The organism is Streptomyces sp. NBC_00249, assembly GCF_026342355.1.
Classification (GTDB): domain Bacteria; phylum Actinomycetota; class Actinomycetes; order Streptomycetales; family Streptomycetaceae; genus Streptomyces.
Window position 1 is genome coordinate 1,604,290 of sequence record NZ_JAPEMV010000001.1, and the last position, 15,225, is coordinate 1,619,514.

A 15,225-nucleotide genomic window follows, 5' to 3' on the forward strand; every position below is an offset into this window, starting at 1 on the left:
CGCCGCGGACGCGTCGACCACCCGCAAGCCCCCTGAAGGCCGAAGACCGCCCTCACCCGCCGGCAAACCCGGCCAAAGGGTGGCATTCAGTCGCACCCGCTCGGAGTCTCCAGCGTGCAGGGGCGCGCCGCCGCTCCCCCCTGCCCTGCCTAGAGCCGCTGATGAAGGACGTACCCGCCATGGCCGCCACCCCCGAAACGCCCGCAGCCGCACCCGCAGCCGCAGCGCGCCGCAAGACCGGCCGTCATCGCGGCGAGGGCCAGTGGGCCGTCGGACACCACACGCCCCTCAACGGCAACGAGCAGTTCAAGAAGGACGACGACGGTCTCAACGTACGGACACGCATTGAGACGATCTACTCCAAGTCGGGCTTCGACTCGATCGACCCCAACGACCTGCGCGGCCGCATGCGCTGGTGGGGCCTCTACACCCAGCGCAAGCCCGGGATCGACGGCGGCAAGACCGCGATCCTGGAGCCGGAGGAGCTGGACGACAAGTACTTCATGCTGCGCGTCCGCATCGACGGCGGCCGGCTGACCACCGAGCAGCTGCGCGTCGTCGGCGAGATCTCCGAGGAGTTCGCGCGCGGCACCGCGGACCTCACCGACCGCCAGAACGTGCAGTACCACTGGATCCGGATCGAGGACGTCCCGGAGATCTGGCGCCGCCTGGAGGCCGTCGGCCTCTCGACCACCGAGGCCTGCGGTGACACGCCCCGCGTCATCCTCGGTTCGCCCGTCGCCGGCATCGCCCAGGACGAGATCATCGACGGCACCCCCGCCATCGACGAGATCTACCGCCGCATCGTCGGCAACCCCGACTTCTCGAACCTGCCCCGCAAGTTCAAGTCCGCGATCTCCGGCTCGCCGCTGCTCGACGTGGCGCACGAGATCAACGACATCGCGTTCGTGGGCGTGAACCACCCCGAGCACGGCCCCGGCTTCGACGTCTGGGTCGGCGGCGGTCTCTCCACCAACCCGAAGCTGGGCGTGCGCCTGGGCACCTGGGTCTCCCTCGACGAGGTCCCGGACGTCTACGAGGGCGTCATCTCGATCTTCCGCGACTACGGCTACCGCCGGCTGCGCACCCGCGCCCGCCTGAAGTTCCTCGTCGCCGACTGGGGCCCGGCCAAGTTCCGCCAGGTCCTGGAGGACGAGTACCTGAAGCGCAAGCTGACCGACGGCCCCGCGCCCGAGCAGCCCAGCGGCCAGTGGCGCGACCACGTCGGCGTGCACCAGCAGCAGGACGGCAAGTTCTACGTCGGCTTCGCGCCCCGCGTCGGCCGCGTCGACGGCGCCACCCTGACCAAGATCGCGGACGTGGCCGAGCAGCACGGCTCCGGCCGGCTGCGCACCACCGCCGAGCAGAAGATGATCGTCCTCGACATCGAGGCCGACCAGGTCGACTCGGTCGTCGCGGCCCTGGAGGCGCTGGACCTGCGGGTCAAGCCGTCCCCGTTCCGCCGCGGCACGATGGCCTGCACCGGCATCGAGTTCTGCAAGCTGGCCATCGTCGAGACGAAGGCGCGCGGCGCCTCGCTGATCGACGAGCTGGAGCGCCGCCTGCCGGAGTTCGCCGAGCCGCTCACCATCAACATCAACGGCTGCCCGAACGCCTGCGCCCGTATCCAGGTGGCGGACATCGGTCTCAAGGGCCAGCTGGTCCTGGACGACGACGGCAACCAGGTGGAGGGCTACCAGGTCCACCTGGGCGGCGCCCTCGGCCTGGAGGCCGGCTTCGGCCGCAAGGTCCGCGGCCTCAAGGTCACCTCGGCCGGTCTGCCGGACTACGTCGAGCGGGTCGTCACGCGCTTCCAGGAGCAGCGTGAGGACGGCGAGCGCTTCGCCGCCTGGGTGACCCGCGCGAGCGACGAGGCCCTCTCGTGAGCGAGCGAGCCGCCCCGTTCTACTGCCCGTACTGCGGCGACGAGGACCTGTTTCCGAACGAGACGGGTCACGGCGCGTGGGAATGCAGGGCCTGCAACCGAGCCTTCCAGCTGAAGTACCTCGGGCTGCTGGCCCGGGGTCTTCAGTCCAACGCAGCTGGAGGGGACGAGATATGACCACCACTCAAGACGCCGGTCTCAAGGCTACGGGCCTCAAGGCGCTGGCCGAGCAGGCGGGCCGGGACCTCGAGGACGCCTCCGCGCTGGAGATCCTCACCTGGGCGGCCGAGACCTTCGGCAAGAAGTTCGCCGTGACCTCCTCCATGGAGGACGCGGTGGTCGCCCACCTCGCCTCCCGGGCCTTCCCGGGTGTCGACGTGGTGTTCCTCGACACGGGCTACCACTTCGAGGAGACCATCGGCACCCGCGACGCGGTGGACGCGGTGATGGACGTCAACGTCATCACCCTGACCCCGCGTCAGAGCGTCGCCGAGCAGGACGCCGAGTACGGCCCCAAGCTGCACGACCGCGACCCCGACCTGTGCTGCGCCCTGCGCAAGGTCAAGCCCCTCGAAGAGGGCCTGACCGCGTACGACGCGTGGGCGACGGGCCTGCGGCGCGACGAGTCCCCGACCCGGGCGAACACCCCGGTGGTCGGCTGGGACGAGAAGCGGCAGAAGGTCAAGATCTCGCCGATCGCCCGCTGGACCCAGGACGACGTGGACGCGTACGTCCTGGAGCACGGGGTCCTCACCAACCCGCTGCTGATGGACGGTTACGCCTCCGTCGGCTGCTCCCCCTGCACCCGCCGGGTGGCGGAGGGCGAGGACGCGCGGGCCGGCCGCTGGGCCGGGCGCGGCAAGACCGAGTGCGGACTGCACGGCTGATGAATCGACTTACGGAGACTGAGCAGATGAGCGTGAGCGACCAGGGCGCCACGGTGTGGCTGACCGGGCTGCCGAGCGCGGGCAAGACGACCATCGCGTACGCCCTCGCGGAGCGGCTGCGCGGCGAGGGCCACCGGGTGGAGGTCCTCGACGGGGACGAGATCCGCGAGTTCCTCTCGGCCGGCCTCGGCTTCAGCCGCGAGGACCGCCACACCAACGTGCAGCGCATCGGTTTCGTCGCCGAACTGCTCGCGAGCAACGGCGTCAAGGCGCTCGTCCCGGTCATCGCGCCGTTCGCCGACAGCCGCGAGGCCGTCCGCAAGCGGCACGCCGCCGAGGGCACCTCCTACCTGGAGGTCCACGTGGCCACCCCGGTCGAGGTCTGCTCCGAGCGGGACGTGAAGGGCCTGTACGCCAAGCAGGCGGCGGGCGAGATCTCCGGTCTGACCGGGGTCGACGACCCGTACGAGGCGCCGGAATCCCCGGACCTGCGGATCGAGTCGCACACCCAGACCGTGCAGGAGTCGGCTTCGGCCCTGCACGCGCTGCTCACCGAGAGGGGTCTGGCATGACCACCGCCGCTCACCTGCACGCCGAGTCCGACGCGGACGCGCCCTACGCGCTGTCGCACCTGGACGCCCTCGAGTCCGAGGCGGTGCACATCTTCCGCGAGGTGGCGGGCGAGTTCGAGAAGCCGGTGATCCTCTTCTCCGGCGGCAAGGACTCGATCGTCATGCTGCACCTGGCGCTGAAGGCCTTCGCGCCCGCGCCGGTGCCCTTCACGCTGCTGCACGTGGACACCGGGCACAACTTCCCCGAGGTCCTGGAGTACCGCGACCGCACGGTCGCCGAGCACGGACTGCGCCTGCACGTGGCCTCCGTCCAGGAGTACATCGACGCCGGCAAGCTGCGCGAGCGCCCCGACGGCACCCGCAACCCGCTGCAGACCGTGCCGCTGACCGAGGCGATCCAGAGCCTCAAGTTCGATGCCGTCTTCGGCGGCGGCCGCCGCGACGAGGAGAAGGCCCGCGCCAAGGAGCGCGTCTTCTCCCTGCGCGACGAGTTCTCCCAGTGGGACCCGCGCCGCCAGCGCCCCGAGCTGTGGCAGCTCTACAACGGCCGCCACGCCCCGGGCGAGCACGTGCGCGTCTTCCCGCTGTCCAACTGGACCGAGCTGGACGTGTGGCAGTACATCGCCCGCGAGAACATCGAGCTCCCGGAGATCTACTTCGCCCACGAGCGCGAGGTGTTCCTGCGCAACGGCATGTGGCTGACGGCGGGCGAGTGGGGCGGTGCCAAGGAGGGCGAGGTCCCCGAGACCCGTCTGATCCGCTACCGCACCGTCGGTGACATGTCCTGCACCGGCGCCGTCGACTCCGACGCCACCACGCTCGACGCGGTGATCGCCGAGATCGCCGTCTCCCGACTCACCGAGCGGGGCGCGACCCGCGCCGACGACAAGATGTCCGAGGCCGCGATGGAAGACCGCAAGCGCGAAGGGTACTTCTAAGATGACCAGCACCACCGAGCAGTTCGCCGATCTGTCGGCGACCACCCTGCTGCGTTTCGCGACCGCCGGCTCCGTCGACGACGGCAAGTCCACCCTGGTCGGACGGCTCCTGCACGACTCCAAGTCGGTGCTGACCGACCAGATGGAGGCCGTCGAGGCCGTCTCCGCCCAGCGCGGCCAGGAGGCCCCCGACCTGGCGCTCCTGACGGACGGCCTGCGCGCCGAGCGCGAGCAGGGCATCACCATCGACGTGGCCTACCGCTACTTCGCCACCGCCCGGCGCCGGTTCATCCTCGCGGACACCCCCGGGCACGTGCAGTACACCCGCAACATGGTCACCGGCGCCTCCACGGCCGACCTGGCCGTGGTCCTCGTCGACGCCCGCAACGGCGTCATCGAGCAGACCCGCCGGCACGCCGCCGTCGCCGCCCTGCTGCGCGTGCCGCACGTGGTCCTGGCCGTGAACAAGATGGACCTCGTCGGCTACGAGGAGACGGTCTTCGCGAAGATCGCCGAGGAGTTCACCGCGTACGCCTCCGACCTGGGCGTCCCGGAGATCACCGCGATCCCGATCTCGGCCCTGGCCGGGGACAACGTGGTCGAGCCCTCCGCGAACATGGACTGGTACGGCGGCCCGACCGTCCTGGAGCACCTGGAGACGGTCCCGGTCAGCCACGACCTGACGGCCTGCCCGGCGCGCTTCCCCGTCCAGTACGTGATCCGCCCGCAGTCGGCGGAGCACCCGGACTACCGCGGCTACGCGGGCCAGATCGCCTCCGGCGTGCTGCGCGTCGGCGAGGCCGTGACCGTCCTGCCCTCGGGCCGTACGAGCACCATCGTCGGCATCGACGCCCTGGGTGAGTCCGTGGACATCGCCTGGGCGCCGCAGTCGGTCACCCTGCGCCTGAAGGACGACATCGACATCTCGCGCGGCGACCTGATCGCGCCGTCCGCGAGCGCGCCGGCCACCACGCAGGACGTCGTCGCGACGGTCTGCCACGTCGCCGACCAGCCCCTGACCGTGGGCGCCCGGGTGCTGATCAAGCACACCACCCGCACGGTCAAGGCGATCGTCAAGGAGATCCCCTCGCGGCTGACCCTCGACGACCTCTCGCAGCACCCGGCCCCGGGTCAGCTCGTGGCCAACGACATCGGCCGCGTCGTCGTCCGTACCGCCGAGCCGCTCGCGCTCGACGCGTACGCCGACTCGCGCCGCACCGGATCGTTCCTCCTGATCGACCCGGCCGACGGCACCACCCTGGCGGCGGGCATGGCGGGCGAGTCCTTCGCCTCCACGGCCCGGACGACCGTCCAGGCGGATGAAGAAGGGTGGGACTTCTAGACCATGCTCACCGACATCTACTCGACCTTCGCGAAGGAGGGCGGCCGCGTAGGCAGCGGCGCCCTCGGCAGCGGCCAGGGAGGGGTGGCGCGATGTGCGCGATGACGTACGCGCACCGCATGCGCGCCCTCACCCCCCACGAGCTGCACCTGTCCTTGCTCCACAGACGAAGACGTGCGTCATGACGCCATGACGCTACGAGAGGAAGTCCTCCCGTGCCTGCCACCGGAACCACCCGTACCACCCTTCGCCGCGGCATCGTCGCCGCCGCCGCTCTCCCGCTCCTGATCGGCGCGCTCGCCTCCTGCGGCTACGGCTCCGAGGCCAAGAAGGACGAGCCCAAGGGCGCGGCGTCCAACGCCTCCGGCGAGGGCGCGAAGAAGCTCTCCGCCTCCGAGGTCCGCATCGGGTACTTCCCGAACCTGACCCACGCGACCGCTCTGGTCGGCCTCCAGGAAGGCCTGATCGCGAAGGAGCTGGGCGCGACCACGATCAAGCCGCAGTCCTTCAACGCCGGCCCGTCCGAGATCGAAGCCCTCAACGGCGGCTCTCTCGACATCGGTTTCATCGGCCCCTCGCCGTCGATCAACGGCTACGTGAAGTCCAAGAGCACCAACCTGCGGATCATCTCCGGCTCCGCCTCGGGCGGCGTCAAGCTGGTCGTGAACCCGGACAAGATCAAGACCCTGGACGACCTCAAGGGCAAGAAGATCGCCACCCCGCAGAAGGGGAACACGCAGGACGTCGCGTTCCTCAACTGGATCTCCGAGAAGGGCTGGTCGGTCGACCCGGAGTCCGGCAAGGGTGACGTCTCCGTCGTCCGTACGGACAACAAGGTCACCCCGGACGCCTTCAAGCAGGGCTCGATCGACGGCGCCTGGGTGCCGGAGCCCACGGCCTCCAAGCTCGTCTCCGACGGCGGCTCCGTCCTCCTCGACGAGGGCAGCCTGTGGCCCGAGAACAAGTTCGTGATCACGAACATCGTCGTGTCGCAGAAGTTCCTCAAGGACCACCCGGACGTGGTCGAGGCCGTGCTCCGCGGCACGGTGAAGACCAACGAGTGGATCCACGCCAACCAGGACAAGGCGAAGGCCTCGGCCAACGCCAAGCTCGCGGCCGAGGGCGGCAAGCCGCTCGACGCGAAGGTCATCGACCCGGCGTGGCCCAGCATCGCGGTCACCGACGACCCGCTGGCCGCGACGCTGAAGAAGCAGTCGGACTGGGCGGTCAAGGCCAAGCTCATCGAGCAGCCCGACCTGGCCGGCATCTACGACCTGACGCTCCTGAACAAGGTCCTGAAGGCCGCCGGCAAGCCCGAGGTCTCCGACGCCGGTCTCGGCGCCAAGTAAGTCCGTAGTTAGCAACCCCAGGAGGTGACGACCATGGCCACCACGCTTGCCAAGGCTGCCGAGGGCACCCTCGAGGAGCAGACGCACGCCGCCCGCATCGAGCACGTCTCGAAGTCCTTCTCCGGCCCGGCCGGATCGCAGCTCGTCCTGGACGACATCAGCCTCGATGTCGCTCCCGGCGAGTTCGTCACCATCCTGGGGGCCTCGGGGTGCGGAAAGTCCACCCTGCTGAACCTGGTCGCCGGACTGGACAAGCCGTCCGCGGGGTCGATCGAGACCCCCGGCGGCCGTCCGGCCCTGATGTTCCAGGAGCACGCCCTCTTCCCGTGGCTCACCGCGGGCAAGAACATCGAACTCGCCCTGCGCCTGCGCGGGGTGGCCAAGGCCGACCGCAAGCCCGAGGCCGAACGGCTCCTCGAGCTGGTCCGGCTCGGCGGCTCGTACGGCAAGCGCGTCCACGAGCTGTCCGGCGGCATGCGCCAGCGCGTGGCCCTGGCCCGGGCGCTCGCCCAGGACAGCCGTCTGCTGCTGATGGACGAGCCCTTCGCGGCGCTCGACGCCATCACCCGTGACGTGCTGCACGGCGAACTCACCCGCATCTGGGCGGAGACGGGCCTGTCGGTCCTCTTCGTCACCCACAACGTCCGCGAGGCCGTGCGCCTCGCCCAGCGTGTGGTCCTGCTCTCCTCGCGCCCCGGCCGGGTCGCGAAGGAATGGACCGTGGACATCGCCCAGCCCCGCCGCATCGAGGACGCGGACGTGGCCGAGCTGTCCCTTGAGATCACTGAACACCTGCGTGGGGAGATCCGCCGCCATGGCCAGCACTGACACCACCCCGAGGGCAGGCGCCAAGCACGACGACCTGGCCGGCCTGGAGGCGGGCCTCGACGCGCTCGACGCGGTCCAGACCCACCGGACCCCGGTCCGCGAGGTCTTCACCAAGAAGGTCCTGCCCCCGCTGCTCGCCGTCGGCCTCGTGCTGGTGGTCTGGCAGGTGCTCGTCGCCGCGAAGGTCACCGACGAGACCAAGCTGCCCGCGCCGTCCGCCGTGTGGGACAGCCTGTCCGACATGTGGCTGAAGGGCACCCTGCTCGAAGTCATCTGGACCAGCGTCTCCCGCGGTCTGCTCGGCTTCCTGCTGGCCCTGGCCATCGGCACCCCGCTCGGCCTGCTGGTCGCCCGGGTGAAGTTCGTGCGCGCCGCCATCGGCCCGATCCTCCAGGGCCTGCAGTCGCTGCCCTCGGTGGCCTGGGTGCCCCCGGCCGTCCTGTGGTTCGGCCTCAACGACGCCATGATGTTCACGGTGATCCTGCTCGGCGCGGTCCCCTCCATCGCCAACGGCCTCGTCTCCGGCATCGACCAGATCCCGCCGCTGTTCCTGCGGGCCGGCCGCACCCTGGGCGCGACCGGGCTGAGCGGCGCCCGGCACGTGGTCATGCCGGCCGCGCTGCCCGGCTACCTCGCGGGCCTCAAGCAGGGCTGGGCCTTCTCCTGGCGCTCCCTGATGGCGGCCGAGATCATCGCCAGCTCCCCCGACCTGGGCCTGGGCCTGGGCCAGCTGCTGGAGAACGGCCGCAACAACATCGACCTGCCGGGCGTGTTCCTCGCGATCATCCTGATCCTGGTCGTCGGCATCGCCATCGACCTGCTGATCTTCAGCCCGGTCGAGCGGTGGGTGCTGCGCAGCCGCGGCCTGCTGGTCAAGAGCTGATCACGTGTCCGCGCACGTCACGCACTCCCCGCAGGCCCCCGCCCTGCTGGTCATCGCCCACGGCAGCCGCGACCCGCGGCACGCGGCGACCGTGCACGCCCTCACCCGGCGGGTACGGGCGCTGCGGCCGGGGCTGCGCGTGGAAACCGCCTTCCTGGACTTCGACACCCCGACCGTCGACCGGGCGGTGGCCTCGCTCTACCTGTCGGGCGCACGCGAGATAGTGGCGCTCCCGCTCCTCCTGACGCGGGCGTTCCACGCGAAGTCCGACATCCCGGCGGTGCTCGCCGGAGCCACGTCCCACCTGCCGGACCTCTCCGTCCGGATCGCGGATGTGCTCGGCCCGTCGCCGCTGCTGCTGGCGACCCTGGAGCGCCGGCTGTGGGAAGCCGGCCTCACCCCGGCGGACCGCGCCACCACCGGTGTGGTGCTCGCGTCCGCCGGTTCCTCCGACCCGGAGGCGATCGCAGTGATCGCTGAAATCGCGCGGGAGTGGCGGCACACCGGTTGGTGCGCCGTGCGGCCTGCGTTCGCCTCCGCTGCTCTCCCCCGGACGGAGGACGCCGTACGCGCGCTGCGCGCGGAGGGCGTCCGCCGGATCGCGGTGGCCCCCTACGTCATCGCCCCCGGCCGGCTCCCCGACCGCATCGCGGCGGGCGCCGAAGCCGCGGGCGCCGACGTGATCTCCGCCGTCCTGGGCCCCTCCCCGGAACTGGCCCGCCTGCTGCTCCGCAGGTTCGACGCGGCAGCCTCGTTCCCGGCCCGCATCCCGGCCCTGGCGGCGTAACCGCTGCGCGGGGCGAGGTCCCCTGCCCGCCCTTCGCCCGTTCCCCGGGCTCTGCCCGGACCCGTTGCCAGGTGAGGCGCCGTTCCCGGGGGCCAGCCCCCGGACCCCCGCTCCTCAAACGCCGGAGGGGCTGGATTTTCGGGCGGCTACGCCCGCGCCGCGGCCTCGTCGGCCAGGGCCGTCAGGTCGGCCACGGACATGGCGCCCGGCGGCAGGCCCTCCCGGGCGAAGATGTTCGCCGCGTGCCGCAGTACGTCGTTGACCGGGGTCGGTACCCCGTGCAGCCGCCCCAGCAGGCAGATCTCACCGTTGAGGTAGTCGGCCTCCACCGAGCCCGTGCCCCGCGCCAGGCTCTGCCAGGAGGAGCCGCCCCGGACGCCGGGCGGCTGGTCCACCTTGCCGTCGCGGGCCGCCGACTGCTCGGCGTCGGAGGCGTAGGAGATGCCCGCGGCCTCGTAGGCGGCCTTGCCCTCGCGGACCGCCCGGAGCAGCAGCGCCGCCTTCGCCGGGTCCGCTTCGGGGCCGGTGGTGGCCTGGATCGCGTTGCCCAGGTTCCCGAGGAGCTTCGCGTACTTCCACCGCATCACGTCCTCGACGACCGGTGCCCCGAAGCCGGCCTTCTCCAGGTCGGCCGCGACCGCCCGGATCCGCCCGTCGGAGCCCCCGGCGGCCTTCCCCAGGTGCAGGATGCCGGTCAGCGGGGCGCACAGCGCCGAGACCGCTCCGGGCTCCAGGAAGGTCGCCGGCAGCCAGACGCACACCCCGTACACGCGCGCGAAGCGCCGTAGGGCGAGGCGTTCGCTCTCGACGCCGTTCTGCGCGCACAGCAGCGGCAGCCGCTGCGCCGCCGTGCCGCCGCCCGCGACCTCGGCGTCGCCCCACGCGTCGAGGGCGGCGATCGCGTCCTGGGTCTTCACGGTGAGGACCAGGACGTCGTCGGGGCGCAGTTCGCCCAGCTCGGCCGGTCCGGTGGCCACGGGCAGTCGGTGGACGCGGGTCCCGGCGGCGGTGGTGAGCCGCAGGCCGTCCGCGCGCAGCGCCTCGGCGTGCGCGCCGCGCGCGACGAGGACGCCGTCGAGGCCCGCTTCCGCGAGCCGTCCGCCGATGGCCGCGCCGATCGCCCCGGCGCCGATGATGATGTAACGCATACCCCCGAGCCTGGCACACGGGCGGCGCGGGGATAGCGTCGCCCCATGACTGACATGGTGTTCGACGTCGGTGGGGATCTGCCCGTACGCCGCCTCGGGCTCGGCACGGGCGGGCTGGTCGGCCGCGGGTACTGGGGTCCGCGCGGCACGCGCGAGGAGGCCCGGGCGCTGCTGCGGGCGGCGGTCGAGCAGGGGGTCACCCTGATCGACACCGCCGACAACTACGGGCCCGCACTGGCCGAGGAGCTGGTCGCCGAGGCCCTCCACCCGTACGACGGGAGGCTGGTCGTCGCCACGAAGGGCGGGGTGGTGCGTACCGGCCCGGACCAGTGGCACGTGGCGGGCCGGCCCGAGCAGTTGCGGGGGATGTGCGAGGCGAGCCTGCGGCGGCTGCGGGTGGAGCGGATCGGCCTGTACCAGCTGCACCGCTTCGACCCGTCGGTGCCGATGGCCGAACAGCTGGGAGCGCTGGAGGAGTTGCGGCAGGAGGGCAAGATCCGGCACATCGGCCTGGACACGGTGGACGCCGGGCAGCTGCGCGAGGCGCTGGGGACGACGGCGGTGGCCGCGGTGCAGAACCCGTACAACCTGCTCGACCGGTCCTCGTCCGAGGTGCTGACGCTCTGCGAGGAGCGCGGGATCGCCTTCCTGCCGTACTACCCGCTGGGCAGCGGGGCGTTGACCCGCTCGGGCGCCGCCGCCGTGGCCTCGGTGGCCGCCGCGCACGGGACGGGGCCGGGGCCGGTCGCGCTGGCCTGGCTGCTGCACCACTCGCCGGTGCTGTGCCCGACCCCGGGCACCGGCTCGCCCGCGCACCTGGCGGAGAACCTGGCCGCGGCGTCGCTCGCGCTGACCCCGCGGGAGCTGGCGCTGCTGGACGCGGCGGCCTGAGGCGGTCGCCGTCGGTCAGCCGGCGGTCATCTCCACCAGTTTGACGACGGTGTTCCAGTTGCGGGTGGTGACGTCGAGGCCCTTGACCACGGCGGGTCTGGCGAGGGCCTCGCCCAGTTTGGAGCGGCCGAGGCCGTCCGGGGCGTAGAGGTAGAGGACGCGGTCGCCGAGACGGAACTCCTCGGGGAGGAAGGCCTCCTGGTCGAGGGCGGCGAAGCGCTCGGGACCGGGCTGTGCGGAGAAGAAGGTGGCGTGGAGCTGCTTGCCCTCCAGTTCGTCCGCGGGGAAGGGGCAGGCGGCGGCGACGGCGGCGAGGTGGTCCCCGTCGACGACCAGGCAGGGCACGCGGAAGCCGAAGTGGGCCTCGACGGCCGTCTCCAGCTCGCGGGCGAGGGCGTCCGGGTCCGTCCCGGGGCTGGTGAAGACGGCGTTGCCGCTCTGCAGGTAGGTGCGGACCGCTTCGTGGCCGAGGCCTTCCATGACGGAGCGGAGCTCCGCCATGGGGACCTTCTTGTTCCCGCCGACGTTGATGCCGCGCAGCAGCGCCGCGTACGTCGTCCTCGCACTGGGGTTCTTCGTCATGGCCGCACCTTAGGGGGTGCCTATGACAGTTCGGCTTCGATGAGGTCGGCGGCCCGGCGCGTGCCGCCCTCGGCGGCCATGCCGGCGCGGACGGCTTCGGCGCGGACGGCCGTCAGGGGGTCGGCGAGGAGTTCGAGGACGGCGGTGCGCAGGGTGGCGGCGTCGGCCTCTTCCATGGGGACGTGGCGGGCCACACCGAGGGAGACCAGCTGGTCGGCGTTGCCGAACTGGTCGACGGCCTGGGGGACGGCGACCATCGGGGTGGCGGTGGCGAGGCCTTCCTGGCTGCCGCCGGCGCCCGCGTGGGTGATGAAGGCGTCGGCCTGGCGCAGGATGTCGAGCTGGGGGACCCAGCGGTGCACCTCGACGTTGGCCGGGAGCGGGCCGAGGTCGCCCTCGTCGGTGAACTTGCCGATCTGGAGGACGACGTGCCAGTCGGGGAGGTCGCCGAAGGCCTCGGCGCAGGCGCGGTAGAAGGCGGGCTGCTTGGTGAAGGCGGAGCCCAGGGAGACCAGCAGCACCTTCTTGCCCTCGGCGGAGGCGGGCCGTTCCCACGTGCCCTGGGTGGTGCTGCGGTCGCCCTGGCAGGCGCCGACGAAGGTGTGCACGGACCGGTCGACGCGGTCGGCGTGCGGCTGGAGCGCTTCGGGGATCAGGACGAGGCTGCGGCGCGGGCGGCTCTGGAGGCGTTCGATCCGGCCGTCGAGGCCGTTCGAGGTCAGCCAGTCGGTGAACCGTGCGTAGTAGGCCCGTCCGCGCTCGGAGGACTTCAGTCCGGCGAACATCGGCTCGGCCACCTCCTCCTCGTACCCCTCCCAGGCGACCAGGTTCGGGGAGAGGGAGACGGCGGGGACGCCCCAGCGGTGGGCGAGGACGGGCGCCGGGTAGGAGGTGATGTCGTGCAGGACGAGATCCGGCTCGTCGCCCTCGAAGGCCGCCGCGAGCTGGGGGAGGACCTGGATGGCGTCGTCCAGGAAGGGTTCCAGGTTGTCGATGAGCTCGGTGCCCCAGGCGTCCGGCTCCTCTTCGGTGGGGAGCGTGGAGGTGTAGATCACCGGGGTGGCGCCGGTGTCGGCGACCTTCTCGGCGAAGGAGGCGGGGATGGCGTAGCTGACGCGGTGGCCGCGGGCGACGAGTTCCCGGATCACCTCGATGCTCGGGTTCACGTGGCCGTGCGCGGCGATGGAGAACATGGCGATGTGGGCGGGTTCGGCTGAGGTCATACGAGAACCGTAGCGAGACGAGACGTCTCGTGCAACATCTTTGGCGGCGGACACCCGGACGCCGTGCTCGGGATGCGAGACTGGCCCGATCCACGAAGACCGGCGAAGGACGAGACCAGCGGCATGGACGAGGCACGGGCCAGGGACGTACTGACGGAGGCGGGCCTCACCGGACCGGCCGGGGACGCCGAACTACTCGCCTTCGGCGAGAACGCCGTCTTCGCGGTCGGCGGCCTGGTGGTGAAGGTGGGCCGGGAGGCGGGCCTGCTGGAACGGGCCGAGCGCGAGCTCGCCGTCGCGGGCTGGCTCGCCGAGGAGGGCGTCCCGGCGGTGCGCGCCGCCGAACCGAAGCCGAGGCTGGTCGACGGGCACCCGCTGACCCTGTGGCACCGGCTCCCGGACGCCGTCCGCCCGGCGGGCCCCGAGGACCTCGCGGCGCTGCTGCGGCCGCTCCACGCGCTGCCCGCACCGCCGTTCGCGCTGCCCGCGCGGGAGCTGCTGGGCGGGGTCGAGCGCTGGCTGCGCCTGGCCGGGGACGCCGTGGACCCCGAGGACGCGGCGTACCTGCGGGCCCGGCGCGACGCCTACGCCGGCGAGGTGGCCGCGCTCACCCCGCACCTGACCCCGGGTCCGATCCACGGCGACGCCCTGCCCCGCAACGTCCACGTCGGCCCGCACGGGCCGGTCCTGGTCGACCTGGAGACCGTGTCGGCCGACCTGCGCGAGCACGACCTCGTGGTGATGGCCCTGTCCCGCGACCGGTACGGGATGGCCCCGGCGGCGTACGGGGCCTTCGTCGCCGCCTACGGCTGGGACGTACGGGAGTGGGAGGGCTGCGCGGTCCTGCGCGGCGCCCGCGAGACGGCCAGCTGCGCCTGGGTGTCCCAGCACGCGCCGTCCAACCCGAAGGCCCTCGCCGAGTTCCGCCGTCGGGTGGCCTCCCTGCGCGAGGGGGACGCGGAAGCCCGCTGGCACCCCTTCTGACCTGCGCATGCCACCGTGCGCGAGCCCGCGTCCGCCCCCGGGCGGCGGACCTGGCCCCGCGACCAGCAGCTGGCCGAACGGCTCGGACCGCTGCTGGACGCCGTCTCGGCGAAGGTCGCCCGGCACGAGCGCCCGCTGACCCTCAGGCCGCCGCGAGCCCCCGGAGCGGCCACGCCGTGTCGATGACCGCGTCCGGGCTGCCCTGGCCGCGCAGGTACGACTGGAAGTCCCGGGCCCAGCGGGCGTGCCAGGTGCCCTGCCGGACGTGCAGGTCGGCCGGGGTGAGTCCGGCGACCTCCGGGTGCCGGTCGGCTATCGCCCGCGCCACCTGTACGGCGGCCAGCGCGTCGGCCCCGGCGTCGTGCGCGGCGTCGAGGGTGACCCCGTACACCCCGCACACCGCTTCCAGCGTGCGCTTGCCGCGCCGGTAGCGGTCCACGGCCCGGTCGATGGTCAGCGGGTCCACCACCGGCCCCGTCTCGGCCCCGTCGAGCCGGTCGGCGAGGGAGGGCAGCCCGTGCCGGGCCAGCTCCGCCGAGAGCAGGGTCAGGTCGAAGGCCGCGTTGTACGCGACGACCACCGCCCCGGCCCGCCAGTGCCCGACCAGCGCCCGCGCGATCTCGTCCGCGACCTCGCGCACCGGGCGGCCCTCCGCGACGGCCCGCTCGGTGCTGATCCCGTGGATCGCCGACGCCTGTTCCGGGATCGGTATGCCCGGATCCGCGAGCCAGCCCCGCCGGCCCCGTACCTCGCCGCCGCGCACCTCGACCACCGCGGCGGTCACGATCCGGGACTCCCCCGGCTCCGTGCCGGTCGTCTCCAGATCGAACCCGATCAGTGCTCCCCCGTGCCACGCCTCCATGACGCGCCCCTCCCCCGTATGTCCGGTCAACGCGTTTCAGCCTGCCACGCCCCACTGACACCCC

The 15,225-nt window shown here is 72.4% G+C and carries 16 protein-coding genes; 12 read left to right on the forward strand and 4 right to left on the reverse strand.

Features of this window, described 5'->3' with window-relative positions; translation table 11 throughout:
- Positions 1-179 precede the first annotated feature (179 nt).
- The 10 genes from OOK31_RS07145 to OOK31_RS07190 all read left to right on the forward strand — a co-directional run bounded on the left by OOK31_RS07145 (position 180) and on the right by OOK31_RS07190 (position 9,471).
- Positions 180-1,886, forward strand: a complete 1,707-nt coding sequence (locus OOK31_RS07145; RefSeq protein ID WP_267011860.1) for a nitrite/sulfite reductase — start codon at positions 180-182, stop codon at positions 1,884-1,886.
- Positions 1,883-2,062, forward strand: coding sequence for a hypothetical protein (locus tag OOK31_RS07150; protein WP_267011476.1), 180 nt, complete (start codon positions 1,883-1,885; stop codon positions 2,060-2,062). Before OOK31_RS07145 ends, OOK31_RS07150 begins: the two co-directional genes overlap by 4 nt.
- Positions 2,059-2,772 (forward strand): phosphoadenylyl-sulfate reductase, encoded by a 714-nt coding sequence (locus OOK31_RS07155; RefSeq protein ID WP_267011477.1) that lies wholly within the window; start codon positions 2,059-2,061, stop codon positions 2,770-2,772. Before OOK31_RS07150 ends, OOK31_RS07155 begins: the two co-directional genes overlap by 4 nt.
- A 26-nt stretch (positions 2,773-2,798) precedes the next feature.
- Complete coding sequence (gene cysC, locus OOK31_RS07160; protein WP_267011478.1) at positions 2,799-3,344, forward strand: adenylyl-sulfate kinase; 546 nt, start codon at positions 2,799-2,801, stop codon at positions 3,342-3,344.
- A complete protein-coding gene (cysD, locus tag OOK31_RS07165) occupies positions 3,341-4,282 on the forward strand; it encodes a sulfate adenylyltransferase subunit CysD (protein ID WP_267011479.1) in 942 nt (313 codons plus the stop codon). The genes cysC and cysD overlap by 4 nt, the downstream gene beginning before the upstream one ends.
- A gap of 1 nt (position 4,283) precedes the next feature.
- A complete protein-coding gene (locus OOK31_RS07170) occupies positions 4,284-5,624 on the forward strand; it encodes a sulfate adenylyltransferase subunit 1 (RefSeq protein ID WP_267011480.1) in 1,341 nt (446 codons plus the stop codon).
- A gap of 215 nt (positions 5,625-5,839) precedes the next feature.
- The gene (locus OOK31_RS07175) at positions 5,840-6,973 is read left to right on the forward strand and encodes an aliphatic sulfonate ABC transporter substrate-binding protein (RefSeq protein WP_267011481.1); all 1,134 of its coding nucleotides are present in this window, start codon (positions 5,840-5,842) and stop codon (positions 6,971-6,973) included.
- A 33-nt stretch (positions 6,974-7,006) separates the two neighbouring features.
- A complete protein-coding gene (locus OOK31_RS07180; protein ID WP_267011482.1) occupies positions 7,007-7,801 on the forward strand; it encodes an ABC transporter ATP-binding protein in 795 nt (264 codons plus the stop codon).
- A complete protein-coding gene (locus tag OOK31_RS07185; protein ID WP_267011483.1) occupies positions 7,788-8,684 on the forward strand; it encodes an ABC transporter permease in 897 nt (298 codons plus the stop codon). Before OOK31_RS07180 ends, OOK31_RS07185 begins: the two co-directional genes overlap by 14 nt.
- Before the next feature lie 4 nt (positions 8,685-8,688).
- Positions 8,689-9,471, forward strand: a complete 783-nt coding sequence (locus OOK31_RS07190; protein WP_267011484.1) for a sirohydrochlorin chelatase — start codon at positions 8,689-8,691, stop codon at positions 9,469-9,471.
- 146 nt (positions 9,472-9,617) lie between these two features.
- Here OOK31_RS07190 and OOK31_RS07195 read toward each other — a convergent pair whose 3' ends face one another.
- Positions 9,618-10,619 (reverse strand): ketopantoate reductase family protein, encoded by a 1,002-nt coding sequence (locus OOK31_RS07195; RefSeq protein ID WP_267011485.1) that lies wholly within the window; start codon positions 10,617-10,619, stop codon positions 9,618-9,620.
- A gap of 45 nt (positions 10,620-10,664) precedes the next feature.
- On the opposite strand from OOK31_RS07195, the gene OOK31_RS07200 reads away from it, so the two are divergent.
- Entirely contained in the window at positions 10,665-11,510 is an 846-nt protein-coding gene (locus OOK31_RS07200) for an aldo/keto reductase (RefSeq protein WP_267011486.1), read from the forward strand.
- A gap of 15 nt (positions 11,511-11,525) precedes the next feature.
- Here the strand turns inward: OOK31_RS07200 and OOK31_RS07205 are convergent, their stop codons facing one another.
- Together OOK31_RS07205 and mgt are read right to left on the reverse strand one after the other, a co-directional pair.
- Complete coding sequence (locus tag OOK31_RS07205; RefSeq protein ID WP_267011487.1) at positions 11,526-12,092, reverse strand: DUF1697 domain-containing protein; 567 nt, start codon at positions 12,090-12,092, stop codon at positions 11,526-11,528.
- 20 nt (positions 12,093-12,112) lie between these two features.
- Positions 12,113-13,315: a macrolide-inactivating glycosyltransferase gene (mgt, locus tag OOK31_RS07210; RefSeq protein ID WP_267011488.1), complete on the reverse strand. Its 1,203-nt coding sequence runs from the start codon at positions 13,313-13,315 to the stop codon at positions 12,113-12,115.
- Positions 13,316-13,438: 123 nt separating this feature from the next.
- Between mgt and OOK31_RS07215 the strand changes: the two genes are divergently transcribed.
- Complete coding sequence (locus OOK31_RS07215; protein WP_267011489.1) at positions 13,439-14,299, forward strand: phosphotransferase enzyme family protein; 861 nt, start codon at positions 13,439-13,441, stop codon at positions 14,297-14,299.
- Positions 14,300-14,441: 142 nt separating this feature from the next.
- Here OOK31_RS07215 and OOK31_RS07220 read toward each other — a convergent pair whose 3' ends face one another.
- On the reverse strand, positions 14,442-15,161 hold the full coding sequence (locus OOK31_RS07220) for an exonuclease domain-containing protein (RefSeq protein WP_267011490.1): 720 nt from the start codon (positions 15,159-15,161) through the stop codon (positions 14,442-14,444).
- Positions 15,162-15,225: the final 64 nt, after the last annotated feature.